At 72.0% G+C, this 22,816-nt stretch carries 19 protein-coding genes and 1 pseudogene; 10 read left to right on the top strand and 10 right to left on the bottom strand.

Translation table 11 applies throughout. The annotated features are described in order from the left end of the window. The first annotated feature begins 14 nt into the window (after positions 1 to 14). The 5 genes from ACZ63I_RS11940 to ACZ63I_RS11920 all read left to right on the top strand — a co-directional run bounded on the left by ACZ63I_RS11940 (position 15) and on the right by ACZ63I_RS11920 (position 6,249). Positions 15 to 446 (top strand): ATP-binding protein, encoded by a 432-nt coding sequence (locus tag ACZ63I_RS11940; protein WP_469337824.1) that lies wholly within the window; start codon positions 15 to 17, stop codon positions 444 to 446. Positions 447 to 658: 212 nt separating this feature from the next. Beyond that, positions 659 to 1,897, top strand: a complete 1,239-nt coding sequence (locus ACZ63I_RS11935; RefSeq protein ID WP_469337822.1) for a cation:proton antiporter — start codon at positions 659 to 661, stop codon at positions 1,895 to 1,897. Positions 1,898 to 2,003: 106 nt separating this feature from the next. Then, positions 2,004 to 2,888, top strand: coding sequence for a hypothetical protein (locus ACZ63I_RS11930; RefSeq protein ID WP_469337820.1), 885 nt, complete (start codon positions 2,004 to 2,006; stop codon positions 2,886 to 2,888). After that, complete coding sequence (locus ACZ63I_RS11925) at positions 2,885 to 3,958, top strand: hypothetical protein (RefSeq protein ID WP_469337818.1); 1,074 nt, start codon at positions 2,885 to 2,887, stop codon at positions 3,956 to 3,958. Before ACZ63I_RS11930 ends, ACZ63I_RS11925 begins: the two co-directional genes overlap by 4 nt. Continuing rightward, on the top strand, positions 3,955 to 6,249 hold the full coding sequence (locus tag ACZ63I_RS11920; protein WP_469337816.1) for a hypothetical protein: 2,295 nt from the start codon (positions 3,955 to 3,957) through the stop codon (positions 6,247 to 6,249). The genes ACZ63I_RS11925 and ACZ63I_RS11920 overlap by 4 nt, the downstream gene beginning before the upstream one ends. Here ACZ63I_RS11920 and ACZ63I_RS11915 read toward each other — a convergent pair. The 3 genes from ACZ63I_RS11915 to fxsA form a co-directional block, all read right to left on the bottom strand. Then, positions 6,227 to 7,234 carry a hypothetical protein gene (locus tag ACZ63I_RS11915; RefSeq protein ID WP_469337814.1) on the bottom strand — a complete coding sequence of 336 codons (1,008 nt, stop codon included), beginning with the start codon at positions 7,232 to 7,234 and terminating at the stop codon, positions 6,227 to 6,229. The genes ACZ63I_RS11920 and ACZ63I_RS11915 overlap by 23 nt on opposite strands. Positions 7,235 to 7,272: 38 nt before the next feature. Next, positions 7,273 to 10,950, bottom strand: a complete 3,678-nt coding sequence (gene fxsT, locus ACZ63I_RS11910; RefSeq protein ID WP_469337812.1) for an FxSxx-COOH system tetratricopeptide repeat protein — start codon at positions 10,948 to 10,950, stop codon at positions 7,273 to 7,275. 95 nt (positions 10,951 to 11,045) lie between these two features. Next, entirely contained in the window at positions 11,046 to 11,234 is a 189-nt protein-coding gene (gene fxsA / locus ACZ63I_RS11905) for an FxSxx-COOH cyclophane-containing RiPP peptide (RefSeq protein ID WP_469337811.1), read from the bottom strand. A gap of 300 nt (positions 11,235 to 11,534) precedes the next feature. Between fxsA and ACZ63I_RS11900 the strand changes: the two genes are divergently transcribed. Both ACZ63I_RS11900 and ACZ63I_RS11895 read left to right on the top strand, forming a co-directional pair. After that, positions 11,535 to 12,752, top strand: a complete 1,218-nt coding sequence (locus ACZ63I_RS11900; protein WP_469337810.1) for an FxsB family cyclophane-forming radical SAM/SPASM peptide maturase — start codon at positions 11,535 to 11,537, stop codon at positions 12,750 to 12,752. Next, on the top strand, positions 12,749 to 14,134 hold the full coding sequence (locus tag ACZ63I_RS11895; RefSeq protein ID WP_469337808.1) for an aKG-HExxH-type peptide beta-hydroxylase: 1,386 nt from the start codon (positions 12,749 to 12,751) through the stop codon (positions 14,132 to 14,134). Before ACZ63I_RS11900 ends, ACZ63I_RS11895 begins: the two co-directional genes overlap by 4 nt. 23 nt (positions 14,135 to 14,157) lie before the next feature. On the opposite strand, the gene ACZ63I_RS11890 is transcribed toward ACZ63I_RS11895, so the two are convergent. The 5 genes from ACZ63I_RS11890 to ACZ63I_RS11870 all read right to left on the bottom strand — a co-directional run bounded on the left by ACZ63I_RS11890 (position 14,158) and on the right by ACZ63I_RS11870 (position 17,614). After that, positions 14,158 to 14,406: a hypothetical protein gene (locus ACZ63I_RS11890; RefSeq protein WP_469337806.1), complete on the bottom strand. Its 249-nt coding sequence runs from the start codon at positions 14,404 to 14,406 to the stop codon at positions 14,158 to 14,160. After that, positions 14,406 to 14,873, bottom strand: a complete 468-nt coding sequence (locus ACZ63I_RS11885; RefSeq protein ID WP_469337804.1) for a hypothetical protein — start codon at positions 14,871 to 14,873, stop codon at positions 14,406 to 14,408. The genes ACZ63I_RS11890 and ACZ63I_RS11885 overlap by 1 nt, the downstream gene beginning before the upstream one ends. Before the next feature lie 47 nt (positions 14,874 to 14,920). Next, the gene (locus tag ACZ63I_RS11880) at positions 14,921 to 16,444 is read right to left on the bottom strand and encodes a sensor histidine kinase (RefSeq protein ID WP_469337803.1); all 1,524 of its coding nucleotides are present in this window, start codon (positions 16,442 to 16,444) and stop codon (positions 14,921 to 14,923) included. Next, positions 16,441 to 17,151, bottom strand: coding sequence for a response regulator transcription factor (locus ACZ63I_RS11875; RefSeq protein WP_469337801.1), 711 nt, complete (start codon positions 17,149 to 17,151; stop codon positions 16,441 to 16,443). Before ACZ63I_RS11875 ends, ACZ63I_RS11880 begins: the two co-directional genes overlap by 4 nt. Before the next feature lie 109 nt (positions 17,152 to 17,260). Beyond that, positions 17,261 to 17,614, bottom strand: coding sequence for an alpha-crystallin domain-containing protein (locus tag ACZ63I_RS11870; protein WP_469337799.1), 354 nt, complete (start codon positions 17,612 to 17,614; stop codon positions 17,261 to 17,263). 200 nt (positions 17,615 to 17,814) lie between these two features. Between ACZ63I_RS11870 and ACZ63I_RS11865 the strand changes: the two genes are divergently transcribed. Further along, positions 17,815 to 18,378 (top strand): HNH endonuclease, encoded by a 564-nt coding sequence (locus ACZ63I_RS11865; RefSeq protein WP_469337798.1) that lies wholly within the window; start codon positions 17,815 to 17,817, stop codon positions 18,376 to 18,378. A gap of 617 nt (positions 18,379 to 18,995) precedes the next feature. Here ACZ63I_RS11865 and ACZ63I_RS11860 read toward each other — a convergent pair. Next, positions 18,996 to 19,844 carry a universal stress protein gene (locus ACZ63I_RS11860; protein ID WP_469337796.1) on the bottom strand — a complete coding sequence of 283 codons (849 nt, stop codon included), beginning with the start codon at positions 19,842 to 19,844 and terminating at the stop codon, positions 18,996 to 18,998. Positions 19,845 to 20,163: 319 nt separating this feature from the next. Here ACZ63I_RS11860 and ACZ63I_RS11855 point away from each other — a divergent pair, with 319 nt between their 5' ends. Both ACZ63I_RS11855 and ACZ63I_RS11850 read left to right on the top strand, forming a co-directional pair. Then, positions 20,164 to 20,745, top strand: a complete 582-nt coding sequence (locus tag ACZ63I_RS11855) for an FAD-dependent oxidoreductase (protein ID WP_469337794.1) — start codon at positions 20,164 to 20,166, stop codon at positions 20,743 to 20,745. An 8-nt stretch (positions 20,746 to 20,753) separates the two neighbouring features. Further along, positions 20,754 to 20,907, top strand: a pseudogene (locus ACZ63I_RS11850) (helix-turn-helix domain-containing protein); the annotation flags it as partial. A gap of 103 nt (positions 20,908 to 21,010) precedes the next feature. On the opposite strand, the gene ACZ63I_RS11845 reads toward ACZ63I_RS11850, so the two are convergent. Next, positions 21,011 to 22,744, bottom strand: a complete 1,734-nt coding sequence (locus tag ACZ63I_RS11845; protein ID WP_469337792.1) for a sensor histidine kinase — start codon at positions 22,742 to 22,744, stop codon at positions 21,011 to 21,013. Positions 22,745 to 22,816: the final 72 nt, after the last annotated feature.

The following is a 22,816-nucleotide window of genomic DNA, read 5'->3' as shown; positions in this document are numbered from 1 at the left end:
TGGAGCGGACGGCATTGAACAGCACACGCGGAGCGGCAGCCGCGAACCAGTCGCCGAAGGGCGGCATCGCGTTCGACGGTGAACCGGGGATGATCGCCGAGGCGCGTCATTTCACCGCCGACTTCCTGGCCCAGGCCCGCACCGGCTACGGCGAGCCCCTCTCCGGGCGGCTCATCGGCACCGCGCAACTGGTGGTGAGCGAGCTGGTCACCAACGCGCGCAAGTACGCCATCGGCCCCTGCCTGCTGGACCTCGAACTCGCCGACGACATGGTCGAGATCACCGTCTGGGACAGCAACTCCACGCTGCCGCTCGCCCGCGCCGCCGACCCCGGCCGGGTGGGCCAGCACGGTATGGAGATCATCCTCTCGCTGTGCGACGGGTTCGACGTACGGCGCGAACTCGTCGGCAAGCGCATCACCGTACGACTCGCGGTCGCCGCCTGAAGGTTCGGCGGCCCCCGGCGCCGGGCATCGTGACAGAGGGACCCGCTCCGGCGGCGATGCCCCGCGCTCACCCTCCGACATATACAGGTCGATACGGGCCATAAAACGTCAACGTCCGGGTGAACGGCGGGAGTTCTCCTTTCCGCCGGTGCTCCGTCCCCATACGATTCAGTCGCGCGCGTGCGCGCACGCCGGGGGGAGGGGGAGAGGCATTGGCGACATCCGAACGTGCCCGCCCCTTCCGGGCCCTGGGTCCCGTGCCGCCCGTCGTGCTCGGCGGGGCGGCCGCGCTGGTGCTGGGCGTCGCCCTCGGTCTGTTACTCGACCCCACGGCGCTGGTCGGCACGACCGGCTACGTGTTCTGCGCCGGTTTCCTGCTCGCCGTCGGGCTCTACGGCAGCACCTACGGCATCGACATCAAGGCGCTCCGCGCCGACCTCGCCGGAGTGGTGGCGGCCGTGACCCTCGGCGTCGTCCTCAAGGCGGCGCTCATCGCGGCCGTCATGGTGCTGGCCTTCGGCCGGCCCGAGTATCTGGTGCTCGGGATCGCGGTGGCCCAGATCGACCCGCTCTCCGTCGCCGCCCTCGGCCGGAGCGGACAGATGTCCGACCGGGCCCGTTCGCTGCTCACGGCCTGGGCGTCGTTCGACGACCCGATGACCGTACTGCTCACGCTGTACGCCGCGGGCTACGCCTATACGGCGTCGGGCCGTACGGGCGTGCCCTTGGCGGCCGGCGGCGGTACGCGCGGCTACGCGACCGGGCTCGCCCTGAACGCGGCCCTGCTCGCGGCCGTCCTGCTGGTGTGGTGGGCGGTACGCAAGGCGGCCCCGGCGCCGACCATGCCACTGGCCCCCGCACCCCGGTGGCGGCGCGCCGCACTGCCGCTCGCCGCCGCCGGGGTGCTGGTCGTGGCGATGCTGCTGGTCGCGGCGGGGAACATGCTGATGCTCGCCGTGGCCGTCGCCGGACTCGTGGTGCGCACGGCGGCGTTCGACAAGATCATCGGCCGGGCCGTCACGGGCGCCTTCCTGGCCGCGTTCCTCGCGCTCGGCCTCTTTCTGGCGCAGGGCGTGCGGCTGTGGCCGGGACTGCTGCTCGGCGTGTCCGCCTTCGCCGCCCAGGCGGTGGTGGCGCTGCTCGTCATGCCGCTGTTCGTCCGCGGTCTGGACCGCCGGGACAGGATCGCGCTGGGGCTCGCCCAGCAGAACGGCATCACGGCCGTCCTCATCGCGCTCACCCTGGAGCGTGACTTCCCCGGCACGGTCGCCGTCGTCGGCCCCGCCGTGGTCACCGTCAATCTGCTCTACGGCGGCTCGCGGCTGCTGCTCGCGCACCCGCCCCGGCTCCCGGGCCTCGGCTTGCGCGCCCGCCGCCGCAGGACCGGTGGCGAACGGCCTCCCGCACCCGCCGAACCCCAGCCGGCCGGCTGGCCGGATTCGCTGACCTGAGCCAGGCCGGTACGGGCGGGACACCACAGCCACGCGAGACAGGCGACAGCCACGCGAGATGAGGAAGGACCGGCGCACCGGAGCGGCCGGACGGGGAGGGCGCGGCATGAGACAGCGGGAAGGGCGCAGCCGGCGGGCGGCGCCGGTGCGCCGGGCCGTGGCCGTGGGGCTCCTGCTGGCGTCGGTCACCGCGCCGAGCGCCGCCGCCGACAGCGGCAACGCCACCGCCGACAGCGGCAAGGAGCGCGATGTGCGGCTCGTCTACTGCCTGGACGCCGCCCACCGGGCGGGGCTCGCTTCGGCCGGGGTACGGCTGGGTCTGCTCAAGCCCGGTGCGACGGCCGAAGGACCCGTGGAGCCCGCCGCCGGGCAGCCCGCCCCGATGACGCTCGACGCATGGGCCGAGCGGCGCGAGGACGACTTCGCACGGGCCTGCGACGCGCTGATGGCGGCCGGGTCCGAGTCACCGGGGGCCGCACCGAAGGAGGACGACGGCTGGCTCGCGACCCTCCTGACGCAGTGGGCGCAACTGCCCCTGGTGGTGCTCGGCGCCCTGCTGACCCTGCTCGTGCAGTTCTGGGACCGCACCCTCGGCGAACGGCGCCAGTTCAAGAGGCAGTTGGAGACCTGCCGACAGACCTTCCGGTCGGCGGCGCGGCTCTACCTCGCGGCGTACGAGCGCGACCCGAAAGCCGACCACGCGGAACTGCTCCCCGCCCGCGAGGCGTTGACCGGTGCCTTCGCCGAAGTGGAGGGTGCCGGGGCCAAGGGCCGAGCGGCCCGTCGGCTGGCCGACGCGCTGCCGCTGTCCCAGCGCCTGCCGGAGAACCGCGAAGGGGTGCCGCTGACCCCCGAGGGCAGACGTCACGAAGCCGACCGGGTACGGCAGTTGATGGACCGTCACCTGACGCAGGCGGCGGATCTCAGCCGGACCTTCCCCTACTGGTGGTGGCGCGCCCTGCGGGACCGCTCGACCGGGAGCGGCGTATGACACCGGTCCAGGGCAACCCGTACGGGGTGCGGGTGCCGGGCACCGGCTACCACCTGCCCGGCCTCGAAGCCCCGCCCACGGACGACCACCCGCTGGTCCCGTGGGACGAGCCGGACCACACGGCCCAGTGGGTCGACGTCGACCACGCGCGCGAGCAGGTGGCCCGCTTCGGGCAGACCCTCGAACGGCTCGGCGAGCTGGTCACCCCCGGCGTCGGCGCGGGGCGGCTGGTGGTCGTGAGCGGGCCGCGCGGCATGGGCAAGACCACCCTCATCCACCGGTGCATCCACGAGGCGGGCGAGTACATCGCCCGGCTGCCCGGCGACGGCGGGCCTCCGCCGCTGCGCCGCATCGTCGCGATGACCGGCGGATACCGCAACACCGGGGCGCAGATCAGCATCGACGAGAACGGCGACTTCGCGTCGATGCCGGTCGTCAACGGCAACATCCGCGACCAGATCTACGCCACGCTCTGCCGCCACTTCGAGGACGTCAAGATCGATCCGGCGATAGCCGAGGATCCCCCGGCGAAGGCGTTCAGCGCGATCAGCGTGCTGCTCGCCCAGCAGGACGCGCTGCTGTTCGCGGTCGTTCCGCACATCGACTGGAAGGGCGCGGGGGTGCGTACGAACTTCCTGAAGACCTGTCTGAACCACGCGCAGACCCGGATCGTACTTTTCGTCGAAGTGAGCCAGGAGACGAACGAGGCGGCGGAGGCGGTCATCGCCGAACTGCCGGACGGCGCGGTCACCCATCTCGCCCTCGGCCAACTGACGTCGGAGGACACCGTGAAATTCAGCGCGGTCCCGCACCACAGGCAGCCCCAGGACCTCCCGCCCGCCGTCAGGGCCGGCCTGATAGCGGCTCATGACACCCGGCGCCCCGCCGACGTGCGGATGCTGCGCCAGGTCTTCTACGCCGCCGCGGGCCACCGGCGGCCCGACGCCGCCGGCACGCCGGTCACCGCCGACGAGCTGAACCGGTACTGGCCGCCCGGCGCCCTGGACCTCGCGTCCATGGCCCGTACCGGCCCCACGACGCCCCCCGGCCCAGAAGGAGTGCCTTCATGACCGCCGACCGTGGATACAGCCGGTACCGCAACCCCTTCCCGCTGATACCGGTCGTACGGCTCGGCCCCTCGGCCGACCTCGGTGACGCGCCGGTGACGGCGGCCGACTCGGGCAACGCGAGTATCGCCACGCCCACGTCCGACCAGTTGAACCGGCTGGTCGACGACTACCTGGTGGAGAATCCGACCGGCGGCAGGCGGGGCAGGGCCATCGCCGTCGTGGGCAGCTTCGGGCTCGGCAAGAGCCATGTGCTGCGGCAGATCTACACCTCGCTCAGCAGGCGCCCGGACGGCCCCGCCATGTGGATCGTCGACGAACCCGCCCAGGACATGGGCCGGATGTACCGCGACCGGCTGCGCGGTCCTGGCGACACCCCGCAGGGGCGCCGCGCGTTCGAGGAGCTGGTCAGGGACTACTACGCGTACGTGACGGCCAACCGCGTCGGCGAGCAGGGCGGCGACCCCCGGCTCGGCAGCCTCGACGAGATCGCGGCGGGACTGCGCGACCGCAGCCTCGACCCGGGCAAGGTGGTCTCGGCGCTGCGCTACGACCCGGAGGTGATCCACGCCGATCTGCGCGGCACGCTGGGCGAGGTCACCGAGCACCGCCGGTTCGCCACCGCCCTCGCCCTGCTCCAGGACCCCCTGTTCACCCGGCTGGTGTGGGCCTGGCTGGGCGGCGAGGAGCCCGCCGACGCCCTGCGCGAGCGGGGCATCACGGAGGCCATCGTGCCGCCGTCGGCGGCCGGCCGGCAGGACACCGCCGCCGGCATCGACCAGGTCTTCGACGCGCTCGCCGTGCAGGGCTTCATGCACGGCAGGGTCGGCAGTCCCTACGTGCTGCTCGTGGACTCGCTGGAGAAGGTCCTCGACTGGCCGCAGGACAGCAGGCGCACCTTCGTCGACGCCTTCGAGCGGCTGGTCAACATCTATGTCAGCCGCGGCGGTCTGCTGGTCTTCTGCATCTCGCCTGCCGGGCTCCAGGAACTGCGGCCCAGCCTGCACGAGCGGCTGCTCCAGGTGTGGCCGGAGGGATTCAGCAGGGAACTCACCGGGCGGCTCGTCGCCGCCTACGTCGAGGCGGGCCGCGGCGAGGACGAGGCGGCGGCCCCGTCCGCCGAACTCTTCGGCGCCGACACCCTGCGGACGCTGCACGAGCTGACCGAGGGGCTGCCGCGCGAGATCCTCAAGACCTGCCGGCAGGCCTGGCAGTTCAGCGAGGACGCCCACGGCGCGGTACGGGAAGTGACCCCCGCCGCCGTCCTCAGAGCCGTCCGCGCCCTGCACGAGAAGGTCTCCCGCGACCAGGTCTCGGCCGTCGTGCATGACGCGCTGAGCCTCGGCCAGTGGCGCATCGCCTCCCGCGACCCGGTGCCCGCGCGGATGTCGTCCCCGCAGCCGCCGGACGCCTCGGACCCCGCCGAGGAAGTGGTCTACTGGCTCGCTCCCGCGCCGAAGGCCCGGCTCGCCGTCATCGTCACCCGCTCCGTACTCGGCGCCGACGACGCCGAGCGGGTCGCCGCCTATGTGCAGGGCCTGCGCAACGCCGTACTGCCGGCCCGCTTCGAAGCGCTGATCGTCGTCAACGGCCATGTGCCGCAGCACACGCAGGACCGGCTGAGCCGGCTGACCGGATCCCCGCCGCTGGTCTACCGGCAGCCCGACTTCGACCGGAAGGTGAACGACGCCCTCGAACGGCTCGCGGGCCGGCTGGCCGACGGGGGGCGCGCGACGGAACTGGAGCAGCTCGGCGAGCGGATGCGCCGGGACCTCGCCCAGCAGAACATCCAACTCGCCGAATTACGCCAGGCCATGACCGCCCTCGCCCGGGACACCGGCACCCCGGAACCCGCGGGCACGACCGGCCGCCCCGCCGAGCCCGAAGCACCGGCCGACACCCTGCCGGGCCCGGTCGACCGCCGCTTCCAGGAGACGCTCTCGGTCCTCGACGCCGTCACCCGCGAACTGGCCGCGAGCGAAAGGGCTTTGCGGCGCACCGTCACCCGGCCGGAGCTGAGCAGGCTCGGCTGCGCCACCCTGACCCGGACCCTCACGGAGACCTTCCGCAGCTCTGTCGCCGACTGGCACAGGACGGCGGGGTCCGGCGCGCCGACCGGCGACCAGTGGGACGAACTGCGCAGGATCTGCCGGGACTACGAGAACGCCGTCGAGGTGCTGCCCGTCCATCTGCTCGGCAACCCGGGCCCGCCGCATCCGCTGACCGCTGCCCGCTCGGTCGAGGTGCTGGCCGAGGAGGTGTGGGAGACGCTCAGCGCCGCCGCGGCAGCGTGACCTTGTGCAGGGCGGCGGCGAGCCGGGTCAGCCGGTCCTCCGCGGGCCGGACCTGTGTCTGGTCGAGGGTCACCCCGACGACGAACTCGTCGGGCGAGGGCCAGGTCACGAACACGGCGCCCTCCTGCACGTCCAGCACCAGCCGCTCCACCACCGGCTGATCGGCGCCGGGGGTGGCGACCAGGCACAGCGCGTCGGCCAGCCGGGCCAGATGGCCGCCCAGGCTGAACGCGAGATCGCGGTAGGCGGTGCGCCGGGCGCGCACACTGACATCCATGAAGCGCGGGCCGAGTTCCGGCGCGTCGAAGACATCGCCGACGCAGACCAGCGTCCGGTCCCGGTAGTACGCGGCGTACTGCAGGTCCGCGGTGCTGAGATGGCTGCCCCACAGCGCGCGCAGCCGCTGCTCGTACGGGCCGTCCGGCTCGGCGGCCGTACCGTAGTCGACCCGCAACTGGGCGCTCAGGGGCGTGTCCTGGACCGGCGGTGCCTCGGGCCCGCCCAGCATCTCGCCTGCGAGCTTGTGCACCTGGGTGCGGATCCGGGTGACCAGCCCGTTCATGGCCTCGTCCATCGCCTGCACGTCGTCCGGCGCGTCGGCGACGGCCGCCACGTACTCCCCGGGCTTGACCCGGCCGCCCCACAGGCCCCCGCCCGCGTTGGCGACGACCGTGCGCATCAACTCGCCCGTGCCCAGCGGACGCAGGAGCGAGCCGAGGTCCTGGGTGCACAGCAGCAGCCGGCTGCCGGCCAGCGACTCGTCCTGGAGGTCGTCACCGTTCTCCAGGAGCGTGCTGCTGAGCGGCGCCCGCCGGGCGCGGCACACCACGAAGTCGAGAGTGCCCGCGCTGTAGTGCGACAGCGACCGGATGGCCGGGGTGGCAGCGGCGGTCTCCTGGGCCAACTCCGTGACCGTGCCGTGGAGTTGGCTGGACCAGTGGTGCTCCCGCAAGGTCTGGGGCGCATGAGGGGCTGGGACTGCCACGTTCGCTCGCCTTTCCGCCGGCACAAGCTCACACGCCTTTACAGGCCCGGTAGTTCGAAGTCGACGTCGAATCCCGACGGCGGCTCGGTGCGGGCCCTCGTCGAACCCGTCAGCCAGTCGTGATGGGCCTTCACCCGCCGTGCGTCCGGCCGGTGCCCGATGCCCAGACGCTGCAACCGGGTGAGGGCATTGTACGCCTGCACGACCGCTTCGTCCCGGTTGCCGGCGGCGGCGAGGGTGACCGCGAGTGAGTTCTCCGCACCCGCCACCCACAGATGGGCATGGCCCAGTTTGTGCGTCAGTACGTGCACCGCCGACCGCCCCATCTCCTCGGCCTCGTCCAACTGCCCCAGTGAGCGCAGATATACGCCCTGCCGGACCTGGCAGGCCCCGGTGTACGGGTGGCCGGCGCCGAACCGGCCGGCCAGCGCCTCACCGCACTGGCGTGCCTGCTGCTCGGCGTCCTCGTGCTTGCCGAGCGCGTGCAGGTCGGCGGCGTAACTGAACCGGCAGCGCAGCGTGTCGAACCGGTCGGCGCCGAACCGGCTCACATACAGGTCCAGCGCCCGCCGGTCGCGCTCATGGGCGCCCTCGAAGCCGTACCTCGGATCCTTCGCCGCGGGGTAGCCGTCCGCGAGCCGCCGCTCGCTGACGGCGAGTCCGACCTCGGTCCTGAGCCGTGCCAGGTCCCACTCGTCGCCGTGGCGGCGCAGATGCTGGCGCAGCAGGTCCCGCGACTCGCCGTCCCTGCCCGTCATCCGGTAGAGGTAGGAGAGCAGTTCGGCCGACTGCCAGGAGGCCGCGTCGTCCTTGCCGCCCATGGCCTGGCGGTAGCGGAAGCGGTCGAGGACCCGGTCCAGGCCCTGGTCGATGCGGCCGGTCAGCGCCTCCGTCAGGGCGAGGTTGTGCTCGACCTGGGCCGTCGCCGGGTGCTTCCACCCCAGCAGCAGGGTGAGCCCCTCGGCGGCGGGCCTGATCTGCATCAGCGCGTCGTCGAACCGGCCGAGCGCCCGCAGGGTCGCCGCGTGCGAGTCGGCGGACAGGAGCGTACGGGGATGGACCAGCCCCAGCAGCCTGCGGTGGCCGCGCAGCGCCCGCTCGGACTGGCGCCGCGACTGCTCGTAGTCGCCGACCAGCCGGTGGGCACGCGCGGTGATGTTGAGCAGCCGCAGATACTCCGGCGTCTCCTCGTCGCCCTCCGGCATCCAGGCGGCCCGCGCCTGGTCGGCGATGTCCAGCAGCCGGTCCAGGTCGGCGCTCTCGCCGCGCTGGCTCAGCGCGTTGAGATGGCGCAGCAGCGCCCGGCGCACCCGGGGCCTGGAGTCCTCCCACAGCCGCAGCGAGTACACCTCGCGCGCCCAGTCGGCCGGCAGATCCTCCTCGGCGCGCGGTACGTACTCGGCGATGATGCCGCGCAGGACCGACTCCACATGCCGCCGCTCCTCCGGCGCCATCCCGTCGCGGATCAGGTCGCGCAGCGCGTGGTGCTGCGCGAGCGGCTGCTGCTCCCGGTCGAAGTCGACATCGAGCAGGCCCACTTGGGCCAGCGACCACAACGCGACACTCACCATGTGCTCGTCGGGGAGCTGCACGTCCTCCGGGTGGGGCTGCACGGCGGCGCCGTTCTCCGGTCCCGCCTCGGGTCCCGCCGAGTCGTCGCGGGCCAGCTCGGACAGAATCCGCCGGGAGCGCAGCAGTTCCAGGCCCATACCGCGCCCGGTGAGCAGCGAGGCGGCGTTCAGCAGCCAGTCCAGCGGCAGCCGCGCGGAACTCTCCGCGCGCCAGGCCGCCGCCCCCGGAGTGCCCCGCGCCACGCGCCGCGCCACCCGCACCATGACCTCGACCGGCGGAGCCGCCTCCGCCGTGTCCAGGATGTCGGTCTTCGCGGTGCGGAACGCCTCCACGACATCGGCGACCGCAGCCCGGGTCGACGCCTCCTGCCCCATGTGGTCGTCGCGCCGGTGGGTCTCGGCGCGCTCGGCCAGGCAGTGGGCGGCCAGCCACAGTGCCAGCGGGACGAAGTCCAGGACGCTGCCGACCTGTTCGGCCTGCTCGTCGGCGAGTTCCGGCAGCCGCTCCCGCAGCAGGCTGCGGCATTCGGCCGACGACATCCGGGGCAGCGCCGAGCCGGTCAGCCGCGGTCCCTCGCCGTCCTGCGGCGGCGCCGTACGGCCGGTGATCAGCACATGCCCGCGCTCGTGCGGGACGGGCAGCAGATCGCGCAGCTCGGCGACGTCCGCCACGCCGTCGTAGACGATCAGCCAGCTCCCGTCCCGGTCGCCGGCGCCGTCCAGCGGGAAAGCGGGCTCCGAGAGCCGGCCGAGCAGCTCGGCCACCCCGCCGTCGGCGGCCACGATGCCGAGCAGGCCGGCGAGCCTGGCGAGCCCGCGCCGCACCCGCAGCCGCTCCCAGGAGCGCACCCACCACACCACGTCGTACCCGGCGCCGTAGCGGTGGCACAGCTCCCGCGCGGTCTCGCTCTTGCCCCAGCCGCTCGGGGCGTGCAGCACCAGCGCCGCGCGCTCCTCGCCCGCCGTCCGCAGGTCGCTCTCCAGCCGCGCCAGTACCGCGTCGCGGTCGACGAAGTCGCCGTTGCGCTCCGCGACGTTGGTCACCCCGGGCAGCCGGGGGAAGCGCGCACCTGACGTACCGTCACGCGGCACCACGGGCCCGAGCCGCAGGCTCGCGTACAGGATGCGCAGGGCCTCGTCCTCGGTGGTGCCGCGCAGATCGATCCGCTCGTGGTGCGCGGTGTCCGCGTCCGAGAACGGCTCGTCGACGAGGACGATCCGCACGTCGGCGTGCGACAGCGCGGCGACCTGGGCCAGCAGGGTCTCGTCGGCGTCGGGCAGCGAGAGGAACAGCAGCGCGGTGCCGGGGGTGGGGCGTTCCCCCGCGTACATGTCGCTCCTGCGCAGCTCCGTCTCGATGCCCCGGTCGCCCAGCCGGTCCGCCAGCCAGGCGGCCCACGGCACATGGCGTCCCGAGTGCACGATGGTCACATCGCTGAGCGGCAGCGGCGTGCGCTCGCGCAGCCAGTCGGCGAGCTGTTCGTAGTACGGCCGCAGTCCGGTGACCGTACCCGCGTCCTCGTTCTCGACGGCGAGCCGTCTGCTGTCCATGTAGAGCGGGTTGTAGGGGATTTCGAGGAAGGGGATCTCGCCCTGCCCGCGCGCCTGGGAGAGCGGTCCGAACTTGCGGCGGACCCGCTCGCGCGCCACCCGCAGCCGGTCACGGGAGCCGACGTCGCTCTTGAGTCCGAGGGTGAGCAGCCGCAGCGGCCGGGCCGCGCGCACCCCGGACAGGTCCTCGGCGAGCGCCGCCGCGCCGTCGATGGACCACGCGGTCATCGCGAAGCAGATGACGACCGAGTCGGCGAACCGCGCCAGCCGGCCCGGCACGGCGGCGCCGGGGGCGTCGGGCACCGGCGCCTCGACGAACACATGGTCGTAACGGGCGGCCACCGGGTCCGAGCCGAGCCCGGTCAGCGAGTCGGAGTCGGGACGGGCCGCGTACGCCACCGCCCCAGGGGCCGGCTCGGGTACCGGCAGCCCCACCGCGGCGCTCGGCCGGCCGTCCACGATCAGCACACTGCGGTTGCCCTCGGCGAGGATGTCCGCCGCGTTGCGCATGGTGGTGCTGAGCCCGAGGTTCTCCGAGGTGGTGAAGAAGACGGTGAAGGGACCAGAGGGTGCGAAGGGGTCGGCGTCGGGCATGGCCTCTCCGTTCCGTGCGGCGGAGCAAGGAAGATGGACTTAATGGATATAACGGAACAGGGAGAGATGTCGGTGCAGGAGCGCCGACAGGCATCTCACAGACTCTCGGAATGACCCGTGACGAACGGGTCGCCCGCCGCACAGCTCGCGCGCACCCGGCGCAGCACATCGCCGAGGACCGAGTCCGGCAGAGCGGCGATGTCGGCGAGCGGCAGATCCGAGATGTCCAGGACGGCCGACTCGGCGTCAGCGCCGGGGGTGACGCCCTTGGCTGCGGCTGTCATATGCGCTCCGTGGTGGCTCGGGGCCGCTCCGCCGTGACCCGCCCGGCGAGTACGCGTCAGAGAAATCGTGACCCCTTCAGCGTACCGCCGCACCCGCCCGGCGAGCAGGGCCGAACGCCCCCTTCCCGGCCGGCTTCCTGACCGGCAACTCGCCCTGATCGGAACCCCTTTGGCTCAATCGTGATGTTGACGCTGTTCGGCGCCCGAACGAACATGGAACGAACATGGTGTGCTCCGCCCGGCCTGCCTCCGCCCCCGGCGGACCAGGGGCGGCAGGCGCACGACTTCGGGGGGAAGCCGATGAGTCGACCGCCACTGCGGCAGACCGAGCTGCCCTGGCCGACGGCCGCCGATGTGGCGTCCAGGGAAGCGGCCGGCTGGGTGCCGTCCCCGCTGCACTCCTTCGTCCTCAAGATCCACAGCCGCTGCGACCTCGCCTGCGACTACTGCTACATGTACCGCTCCCACGACCAGAGTTGGCGCACCCAGCCGCGCACCATGACGGAGGAGACCGTCGACCGCGCCGGCCTGCGAATCGCCGAACACCTCACGGCGCACGGCCTGCGCGAGGCCGGTGTCGTGCTGCACGGCGGTGAACCGCTCCTCGCCGGCGACGCCACCCTCGCCCGCACCGCCCGGGTCCTGCGCGCCGCCGTCGGCGACGGCGTACGGCTGAACCTCTCCCTCCAGACCAACGGCGTACGCCTCACCGAGCGCCGCCTCGACCTGTGCGCCGAACACGGCATCCGCGTCGGGGTCAGCGTGGACGGCGGCAGGGCCGCCCAGGACCGCCACCGCAAAGGCGCCGACGGGCGCGGCAGCCACACCCGCGTGCGTGAAGCGCTGCGGCTGCTCTCCGAAGGACCGTACCGGCACCTCTTCGCCGGTCTGCTCTGCACCGTCGACCTGCGCAACGACCCCGTACGCGTCTACGAAGACCTGCTCGCGTACCGGCCGCCCGCCGTCGACTTCCTTCTCCCGCTGGGCAATTGGCACACACCACCGCCCGGCCTCACCCCCGGCGACGGACGCACCCCGTACGCCGACTGGCTCTGGACCGTCTTCGAACGCTGGTACGGCGCCCCCGTCGGCGAGACCCGGATCCGGCTGCTCGACGACCTCATGGCGCTGCTCCTCGGCGCCGCCCCCGCCACCGAAGCCCTCGGCCTGCGCCCGGTGCGCTACGCCGTCGTGGAGACCGACGGCACCCTCACCCAGGACGACACCCTGCGCACCGCCTACGCGGGCGCCGCCACCACCGGGCTCGACCTGCGGCGGCACTCCTTCGACACGCTGCTGCGCCACCCCGGCGTCGCGGCCCGGCAGTGGGGCGCCGACGCGCTGTGCGCCGACTGCCTGGCCTGCCCGCTGCACCAGGTGTGCGGCGGCGGGCACTACGCCAACCGCTACCGCAGGGACACCGGGTTCGCCAACCGCAGTGTGTACTGCGCCGATCTCACCGCCCTGATCACCCGGGTACGCGGCCGGCTCGCCGCCGACGTGGGGGCGGTGGCATGACGCCGGCGCCGCATCGGATGCCGGGCCCGCTGTTCGACGCCGTCGCCGCGGGCGGCGGCGGGGCCGAGGCGCTGCGGCTGCTCGCCCGCGCCGAGTACAGCCGACGGCTCGCCTGCGTGTACGCGATCACCACCATGGCGCGCGAGATCGGCGGCGCGACCGGCCAACAAGCACAGCAAGCATGGGAGTTGCTGTCCGCCGCGCAGCAGGCGGCCCCCGGCGCCACGGCAGCGGTCATCGCCCACCCCTCCGCAGGCCCGGCGCTGGCCGGGCTGCTGGCCCGGGTCCAGCAGGCGGCGAACGGCGGCCAGGACGCGGGGCAGCGGGACTCCCGCACCCCCATGCCCCCCGCGCCTCCCATGCATTGGCTGACCGCCCTCGGCGCGGCGGCCACGGCCCGCGCCGCACTGCCCGGCAGCGTGCGGTGGACGGTCACCGACCCCTGGGTCGCGCTGCCGTCGCTCGGCCGCGCGCATCTCCCCGGCGTCAGCGCCGGCGACACCGCCGAACTGCGGGTGACCGCCGACGGACAGGCCGGCGTCGGCGTACCCGGCTCACCGCCGCTGACCGTGCCCCGTGACCCGTACACGGTACGGGTCCGCTGGCACGGCGGGCGGAGACTGACCCAGGACGACACCGGCGTACCGCTGCTCCTCGACGCCCTCGACCCCGCGTGCTTCCCGGGCGCCGTACCGCACCCCGGCGCGATCGGCGCCGACGACCTGCGCCGCTGGCGCTCGACCGCCCACGACGCGTACCGGCTGCTCCGCACCGACCACCCCGGCCCGTACGCGGAACTCACCGCGGGGCCACGGGTTCTGGTGCCGTTGACGCGCGTAGGTCCCGGCAGCGTCAGCGGCAGCAGCGCGGAGACCTTCGGCTGTGTCGCGATGTCCCTGCCGAACACCGGCACCGGCTTCGCCGTGACCCTGGTCCACGAGATGCAGCACAACAAGTTCGCCGCCCTGCTGCACCTCTTCGACCTCTTCGACCCTGCCGCCCCAGAGCTGTACTACGCCCCCTGGCGCCCCGACCCGCGCCCGCTGCTCGGCCTGTTCCACGGCGCTTACGCCCACCTGGGCGTCGCCCAGTTCTGGAACCGCCGCCGCGAGGCCGAACCGCAGACGGCGCAACGAGCCGCCGCGCACGCCCACTTCGCCCGCTGGCGCACCGCGACCCGCGAAGCGACCACCACGATCCTGGCCTCGGGCCATCTCACCCCGCTCGGCCGGCACTTCGCCACGCACCTGCTGCACACGGCCGACGCGCTGTGCGCCCTGCCGGTCCCCGCCGAAGCCCGCCGCCGGGCCCTGGGCGCCGCCCGCGCCCACCGCTCGACCTGGACGGACCGCCACGGCACGGCCGAAGTGCTGCCGGTGTGACGGTCCTCCAGGGCCCTGACGGCTCAGCCGTCGGACGCGGCGTCGGACTCCTCGGCTGCCGCCGCCGATTCGGCGGCGTCCAGTTTCTCGCGCATCTCCGCCAGTTCCGACGGGTCGGACGGGTCGGACGACGGCGCGCCGGGTGAGGCGGCCGGTGCTGTGGAACTGGCCGGTCCGGCCGGTCCGTCACTGCCCGAGCAGCCGGTGACGAGACACACCAGGAGTGCGGCGACGAGCGCTCCCGCAGCCCGGTGGATACGGCGTCCGGTCATCAGCTTGCCGAATTCCGGGCCGGCTTCTTGCCGTTGTCGTTCTTCTGACACCAGGTTTTGACGCCCTTCACATCCGTCTGCCGCTGCTGCAACGTCTTCACCATCGCCGTGCGGGTCGCCAGCTTGTGGTTCAGGAACGTCGCGATCTCCGTGTGACCGGCTGTCTTCGCGTTGCCGACCCGCTTCTCCATCCGGGCCACCGACCCCCTGACCGTCACACCGCCGTCGAGCCGCTTGAGCGCCCGGCCGATGCGCGCCTCGATCTTCGGCACCCGCTTGCACAGCGCCTTGGCGCCATCAGCCTTGGGGGCCTTCGCCGCCTTCTGGGCCTGGGTCGCCGTGCCGCCCCGCGGGGTGGCGGTGGCGCCGTCGTCGGCGAGCGCGAGCTGACTGCTGCCCGCGAGAAGCGCTGCCGCCGCCAGACCCACCACGGTGACGCGGTGCTCGCGAAGAACGGGGTTCCGCATGATTGCCTCCGATGCTCCGTCGGACGGTCCGCCCGACGGCAGTGAGGCTAGGAACCGTTCTTGTGGGAATCGTGTGACCGCTCGGCCGCGCCGATCAGCCAGTCCCTCGGCCCTGGCAACGAGCCGTTCGGCAGCGGCGGTTGACCTGCCCGCGGCTCGTCCCCTGCGGCCGGCAGCCGTACCGTGAACCGGGTCCCGACGCCCCCGGGCCCCGCGGAGATCTCGACCCCGCCCCGGTGCAGGGCGCTCTGCTGGGCGACCAAGGTCAGGCCCAGACCGGAGCCCGTACTGCCGGGGCCGCGGTGGAAGCGGCCGAAGACGGCCTCCCGCCGGTCGGGCGCTATGCCGGGCCCCCGGTCGTCGACCGTGATCACGATCCACTCCCGGGAGCGGACCGCCCCGACCTCGACGGTGGCGCTGCCGTCCGGACTCCGGCCGTGGGCAAGCGCGTTGGCCAGCAGGTTGTCCAGCAGCGTACGGATGCCGGGCTCCCAGCCGTGGACCACGAGCCCCGGCCCGGCACGAAGCGTGAAGCACGCCTCGGGAGCGCGCCGCCGGGCGTCCGAGACGGCCGCGTCCGCCGTCTCCGCCACGTCGACCGGTCCGAAGGCGTCCTTCTCCACCAGATCGCCCCGGCCCAGCTCCCGGAGCATGACCAACAGGCCCAGCAGCCGCCCGTGTTCGGTGCGCAGATCGTCCAGCACCTCCGCCCGGTCCTGCGACGGCAGATCCGGATGCCCGGCGAGGATGTCGAGATTGGTGCCCATGCTCATCAGCGGCGTGCGCAACTCGTGGGACGCCGCCGATGAGAAGGAGCGCGCCGTGTCCAACGCCTGCGCGGTACGCGCCGCCTGCTCGTCGTAGCGGGTCAGGACCGTCGCCACGGTCTCGGCCAGCTCGTCCACCTCCGTCACCCCCGTGGGCCGGTGCTCCAGCCGGGCCGAACTGGCGCGCGGGTCGAGGCCGCTGGTCTCCCTGCGCAGCCGGCCCAGCGGACGGACGGCGCCGACCGCGATCCCCCAGGCAGCCAGCGCGGAGAGCGGCGCAGCGAGCACGGCCGTGGTGATCACGCGCCGCCGCACCAGGGTGAGTTGGCCCCGGCCGACCGTGTCGGGGGAGAACACCCACAGGGTGCCGGTGGCCGCCCGCCTGGCACCCGCGGCGCCGGGCTTCCCGCTCCTGAGCGGCACGGACAGGACCCGCCAGCTCGACTCCCCGTCCCGCACCGTCAGCGGGCTCGAAGCGTCGGCGGGCAGCGGCACCGACGCGCCGGGCTGCGGGCCGCCCATGAACGTCCCGCCGGGGCCGACGAGTCGTACCCCCACGTCGAGCGCCGCGCTGTACAACTGCCGCTGCCTGGCCTCCTCGACGGCGTCCGGCCGGTCGGCCGCCGTCACCCGCAGGACCGTACGGGCGTCCTTCGCGACGGCCGCGGCACGCTCGCGCAGATGGTCGTCCTGCTCGCGGTGCAGGTCGTGGGAGACGAACTGGAGCAGCAGCCAGCCGCAGAGCAGCACCAGCAACGGCACACTCAGACCCACCGCGAGAGCGATCCGGGTCGACAGCCTCACCGTTCGTCCACGGGCAGGGCCGTACGCAGGACGAAGCCGACACCGCGCACGGTGTGAATGACGCGCGGCCGGCCCGACTTCTCCAGTTTGCGGCGCAGATAGCTGATGAAGGTGTCGACGGCGTCGGTCCGCACGTCGAAGTCGTACCCCCAGACCCGCTCCAGCAACTGGTCGCGGGTGAGGACGAGTCCGGCGTTGCGGGCGAGCACTTCGAGCAGTTCGTACTCGCGCCGCGTCAGTGTCAGCGGTGTGCCGTCGTGGTGCACCGTCCGCGCCGCCGGGTCGAGTTCGAGCCCCGCGGCCCGTACGAGACCGCGCCCGGTGGGCGGCCGGCGGCGCAGCAGGGCGTGCAGCCGCAGGACCAGCTCCTGCAGTGCGAACGGCTTCACCAGATAGTCGTCCCCGCCCGCCTGGAGTCCCGCGATCCGGTCGGCGGTCTCGTCCAGGGCCGACAGCATCAGCACCGGCACGTCCTGACCGGCCTCGCGCATCTCCGTACACACCTCGATGCCGCTCATACCCGGCATCGACACATCGAGCACCACGGCGTCGGGCGGATCGAGGCGGATCGCGCTCAGAGCCCGCGGACCGCTGTCGGCGACCCGTACGCGAAACCCGTTCAGCCGCAGCCCGCGGTCGAGCGAGCGGCGAATGGCGGCATCGTCGTCGACGACCAGGACGTTTCCCGCCCGACCCAGCTCAGCCATGTGCCGTTCCCCTCCCTGGACCACCTGGGCCCCTCCCTGGACCACCCGGGACCCGGTCAGCCTAATAAATGGGTGGCGCGGCGCCGGGGGAGCGGGCGGTGCGATGTCGTCACCGCCGAAGGTCTCGTACGCGCCGACACCGCGTACGTCGTGCCGCCTGCGAGCCCTCATCCTCGTCCGTGAGGTCCTCGGTATCGAGATCCGTGCCGTCGAAGTCGGTCCTGTCGGCATCCGAGCCGCTGTGCGCCGCTTCAGCGGCGGGCGGGGTGAATGTGGACCCGTCCTCCTCTTCGTCAACCCACCTGTCCCAGTCGGCCTTGATGCAGGCGGACTTCTGCGTGTCCTTCTGGAGGCGCGGCCACCACACATCTGCGGGCTTGCGCAGGCTGAGGGTGACCGACTTCGCCGTGTAGGCCCTCTCCGCCGCCTTCTCGACGATCTCGCTGTAGAGATCGATTTCCACGGCACAGTCGGTGCCTGCGGACGACGAAGAGAACGACAGGTGTGTCTCGCAGACCTCGAATTTCTTCTGCACCCCGCGGCGCCAACCTCGTTGAGCATGTCGATTGAGGCGCCGTCGCCAGCGTCGTGGTGGCCTTCTCGCGGCCCGCGACTGGCTGTCAGTGGTGCCCGCTACCGTCGCTGGGAGGCGAAGGAGGACTGTTGGGTCGCAAGAAGCAGGACATGTGGGTCAGGCTGATGGTGTTGCTCGCCAATATGGGGCGCTGCGTCTACTGCGATCACGCCGAGTCGCAGGTGATCGATCATGTTGTGCCGGTGAATGGCGGCGGATCCGAGCACTGGCGTAACTTGGTGCCGGCCTGTGAGCCGTGCAACCTAGGTAAAAGCGATAAGGGGTTACTCGCGTGGACAGCGCAGCTTGCGTACCAGCGCCACGCGACGGAAGCGAGTCGCCACCCTCATGGCGACATGGGAATTTGGTGGATGCGGGGAAAGGTCGAATACGATTTCGACGAGGTGATAGCGCGCCTCGAAGGGGTCAAGGCTGAACTTGAGGATGAAGCGCGTTGCGACTGGTTCTTCGATCGCTTCTGGATGTTCAGGAAGACCGACCCGGTATATCTGTGGCGTGGCTGGGCCCAGACACGAGCGGACAAGGCCCGTGAGGAAGGCTGGCCCAAACCGCCACCTCCCCCGCGTGTGAGAATCACGCGAAAGCGCTTGGGGCAGCTCTTCGAAGAGATTCCGGCTGGTGAGACGGCGTGAGGTGGTGACGGGGCCCGCCGAGAGATCACCTCCGGACAGTACGCGGGCGTGCGCAACGAAGTCCGCAGCGTCGTACGCCTGCTGGGGCGGCTGACAGCCCAGAAATCCGCCCTGGTCGGCTGCACCCACACCCTGTTGGACGCCCGGTTTGCCCAATCGCCCCCCGGCCGCCGCACGTTCCGCGCCTTCCTGGACCAGACCGTGCGGCGCGGCCACAGGCGCTCGCTGAACGCGCAGCCCACCGCTCGCGTCACTCAGCTCCCCACCGACCACGTCACCGAGGACGACGCCCGCGTCACCCTGCTCCTCGGCCGCGTCCCCGCCGACTCCCGGCCCCGCCCGACGAGTTGGTGCAATACCCCTGTGCACGCCGAATCGCAGACGACCTCTTGCGCGGGCGCTCGGCAATGCGACGTCGAACGGGAAACTCGAAGGAAGGACGTCATGTTGTCGTCCGCGAACGGTGGGGTACAGCGGAGGCCCGTGCGCGTGTGTGCGCACGGGCCTGCGCCCTGCCCAGGGGCGTGGTGGCGTGGCGGCGCCCGGATTCAGGAGGGGAGGCTCGTCGAGGCAGCGGCCGGGACCGCCGCCTTGTTTGGCGCTCCTGTTCCTCCGCCCTAGCCTTCCGGAGCCGGAACGATTGCCACCGGGCACTGCGCGTGGTGTAGCAATGCCCGGATGAGCGGATCCAGTTGGATGTGCAGCCGGTTGCGCCGCCGGTGGGCGGCGATGACCACCAGTTCCGCGTCCGCGGTGGCTGCGATGAGGTCGCGGCAGGGCGTGGACCGCACAGGCCGGGTCCCGAACTCACGGCGCGGGTACGCCGGGCGCGGCGGTGTGACGAACTCACCTGGGAGTGCCGCCGAGGCTGCGGTCCGGCGCGGGATCCTTTCTTGTGCGGGCACGGTGGGGTGCGGGTCCAGGGTTTCCAGGAGCGCCTGCCGATATGTCCAGGCGTGCGGTACGTCGATCTGGGCGTGGCGCAGTTCGGCCTCCTCGAAGGCGAACAGCGCGGCGTCAGCGTCGTCGTCATTCTCCAGAGCGAGCAACACCCCTTCCTTGCGGATGCGCCGAGACGTATGCCGGGCGTCCGTACCCTTCACCACGAGCAGCGGTACGTCTGAACGGGCCGCCACCCGATGGCTCACCGAGGGCACCATCAGCCCGGCGAAGCCGCCGATCCCACGGCTGCCGACCACCGTGAGGACTGCGTCGCGGCCCCGTTCGACCAGCACGTCGGCCGGGTCCCCGACAACGGCGGTTGTGTTGACGGTGAGGCCGGGGTGGCGCTTGGCGACCCGCGAGGCGGCGGCCCGAAGGATCGGGCCGCCTTCGTCCAAGTCGGCTACGCAGTAGACCACTTCGAGGTCTGCCGTACGCCGCTGCGACTCGATGGCGGCGGCGTCCAGTGCCACGAAGGACGGGGATGATCCGTCCACTCCTACGACGACACGTTGTGCGCTCATGCCCGCTCCTTCGGTAATGGGTCCCCGACTCGATCCTGGGGCCCGGCTCCGTGAACGGGCAGGGCCGGCCGAGCCTGGTTCACGGCCCGGTCCGCCCTCGCGGCAGGGCCGTTCGGCTCTCGGCATCGGCCGCCGCACACGGCAACCTGAAGAAGCTCGGGCTAGCCGGCGCCGCCGCTTCACATGAAGGTGACAAAGCAGCGCCTCGAACAGCGCAGCACTCAGACGGTGCTGACCGCTGGCGGTGGTCGCCGGCATCCGGAACCTCATCGCGCGACGCCGTGAAAGGCGCCACGCCGACAAACGGAGAGTGAGCCCCGTGGAAGACCACATGGACCCATACGCAGAACACAAAACGCACCAGCGCATTGTGATCATCGGTAGCGGCGCCGCGGGTACTCTGGCGGCCAACCGGCTGCGCGCGCTCTGCTATGGCGGTGAGTTCCGCATCGTCGTGATCGATCGGATCGACCCGCGCGACCCGGAGCTCGAACTCCTGGTGGCCCTGGGCCTTTACGGGCCGCACGCTATGCAACCGCCCGCGCATCTACGGCTTCGGCAGGGCATCGGCTTCCGTCACGTGGAGGTCGCCTCCGTGGACACCGATCGCGCGGAACTCTGCCTCACGGACGGCACCACCCTCGGCTACGACGCCTTGGTCGTGGCGACCGGACTGCATCCGCTCCCGTCCGGCCTCGCCGACGGGCACCGCTTTCTCTCTGTCGACCCGCAGACGTTCCGGTCGACGACCATGCGCGAGGTCTTCGCCCTCGGCCCCGCCGTCGGCCCTGCTTCGTCGGCCCGTCCGCGAGCCTTCGTCCAGGCCGAGACCGTGGCCCGGAACATTCGCCGACTGCTGACCGAGGAGGTCGTATCGACGGGCGCGGCTTCCGAGACCTGAGAGATCCCCTGGCGGACCGGGCGTTGCTGGTGGCCGTGCATTTCGGCACGAACCTCACGATGCGCCAGCTCGCGCCGTTGTTCGGCTGCGATCGTGGACGGCACCCCGATCCCGGTACGGGACCGGAAGGTCGGTGCCTCGTCCCGCAACCACCGGTTCTCGGCGAAGGTCCGCGGACATCAACACCGGACTCGCCCTCGCCATAGGACCTGATCGGCCACAATCTCGTCCCGACGTGCACGGACACAACCGTCCGCAACACGCTTCAGGCGGGTCCGGCGTGGTCTGCTGCCACCGGAACGCACCAGACCAGGCGGGTACCGCCCTGGGTGCCGGCTCGCATGTCCATGCTGCCACCGTGGCGCTCGGCCCGTACCGCGAGGTTGTCGAGGCCGCTTCGCCTGCTGCCGGCGGTCACGCCGACTCCGTTGTCGACAACAGTGATGGTCAGGGTCCCGGATCTGACGGCGAACGAAACACCGGCAGTCGTGGCCCTCGCGTGGCGTGAGACGTTGGAAAGAGCTTCGGCCAGGACAGCGATGGCGTCGTCCGCGACTGCCGACGGCACGTCGGTGTCGATGAGCCCTTCCATGCTGAGCCCCGGGGTGAAGCCGAGCGTACGGGCGGCCTGCGCCACCGCCGCCGATACCCGTACCCGCAGGCTTTGGGAGGCTCGGCCGGATTCGTGGACCCGCAGTCCGAAGATGGTCGATCGTATGATCTTGATGGTCTCGTCCAGATCGTCCACAGCCCGCACCAGCCGCTCGCTCGCCTCGGGGTGCTGGACGAACCGCGCGGCGCTCTGGAGCGTCATCCCCGTCGCGAAAAGCCTCTGGATGGCAAGATCGTGAAGGTCGCGGGCGATCCGGTCGCGGTCCTCCAGCAGCGCCAACTGTTCTGCTCCGCGGCGTCGTTCGGCAAGTTCGAGTGCCAGCGCAGCGTGGCCGGCGAAGCTGAGCAGCGGCGACGCTTCGCCTTCGGTGAATTCGGCCGACCCCTCCTTGCGCGCGAGCATCAGCACGCCGCGTGCCTTTTCGCCGGCCACCATGGGCACTGCCACCACCGGCCCGAGCCCCTGCCAGCGCGGGGGGCCGACGGTGACCCTGGGATCCGTGGTGATATGTGTCGTGGTGATCGGTCGGCCGACGGACATCGCGGTCCCCATGAAAGAGCCCTCGCCCGGTAGTATCAGCCCCCGATGGTTCTCGGCGTCGACGCCCATCGCGATCATCACTTGCAGGTCTGTACCGCCCGGTACGGGGAGCGCGACGACGCCCAGGTCCGCGTGGAGGATGCGGCGGCTGTGGTCGACGATCAGTTCCAGTACCGGTGTTTCGTCGGCGCCTGACAGCAGCTCGCTGACGACCTCGGCGTTCGCCTCCATCCACCGCTGGCTCTCACGGGCCTTTTTGTACAGTCGGGCGTTCTCGATGGCGATGCCGGCCGCGACAGCCAGGGTGGTCAGCAGACTCTCGTCCTCGACATCGAACTCGCGGCCGCCCCGCTTCTCGGTCAGGTAGATGTTGCCGAAAGCCACGTCCCGTACCCGGATCGGGACGCCGAGGAACGTACGCATCGGCGGATGGTTCCCCGGGAGTCCGTATGACGCCGGGTGCGCGGAAAGCTCCGGCAGACGCAGGGTTTCCGGGTGGCGGATCAGCTCTCCCAGGATTCCGTGTCCCGAGGGGAGCGGCCCGATCTGCAGCGCCTGTTCGTCGGAGACTCCGACCGTCAGGAACTCGGACAGTTGGGCGTCGTCGCCGATCACACCCAGCGCACCGTACTCCGCATCGACCAGAACGACGGCGGTCTCCACGATCCGTCTGAGCACGTGGGGCAGATCCAGTTCCCGCCCGACCGACAGCACCGCCTCCAGCAAGCTGTGCACCCGGTCGCGTGTCCCGCGCACCGTGTCGACCCGAAGCTGAGGCTCTTCGAGCAGTTCGCCCGGCCGTGATCTGGGCAGTTGTCCGCCGGTCTCCGTGCTGTTCTCGCTCAACGGTCCTCCACCGGTGCCGAAGCACCACGGGGTGAACCTGTCCCCCTATACGTGCGGTACGCCTGATCGCCG

It is taken from the genome of Streptomyces sp. NPDC087906 (assembly GCF_055584925.1).
Note: the sequence above shows the minus strand (reverse complement) of the source record. Positions and strands in the feature narration are given on the sequence as shown.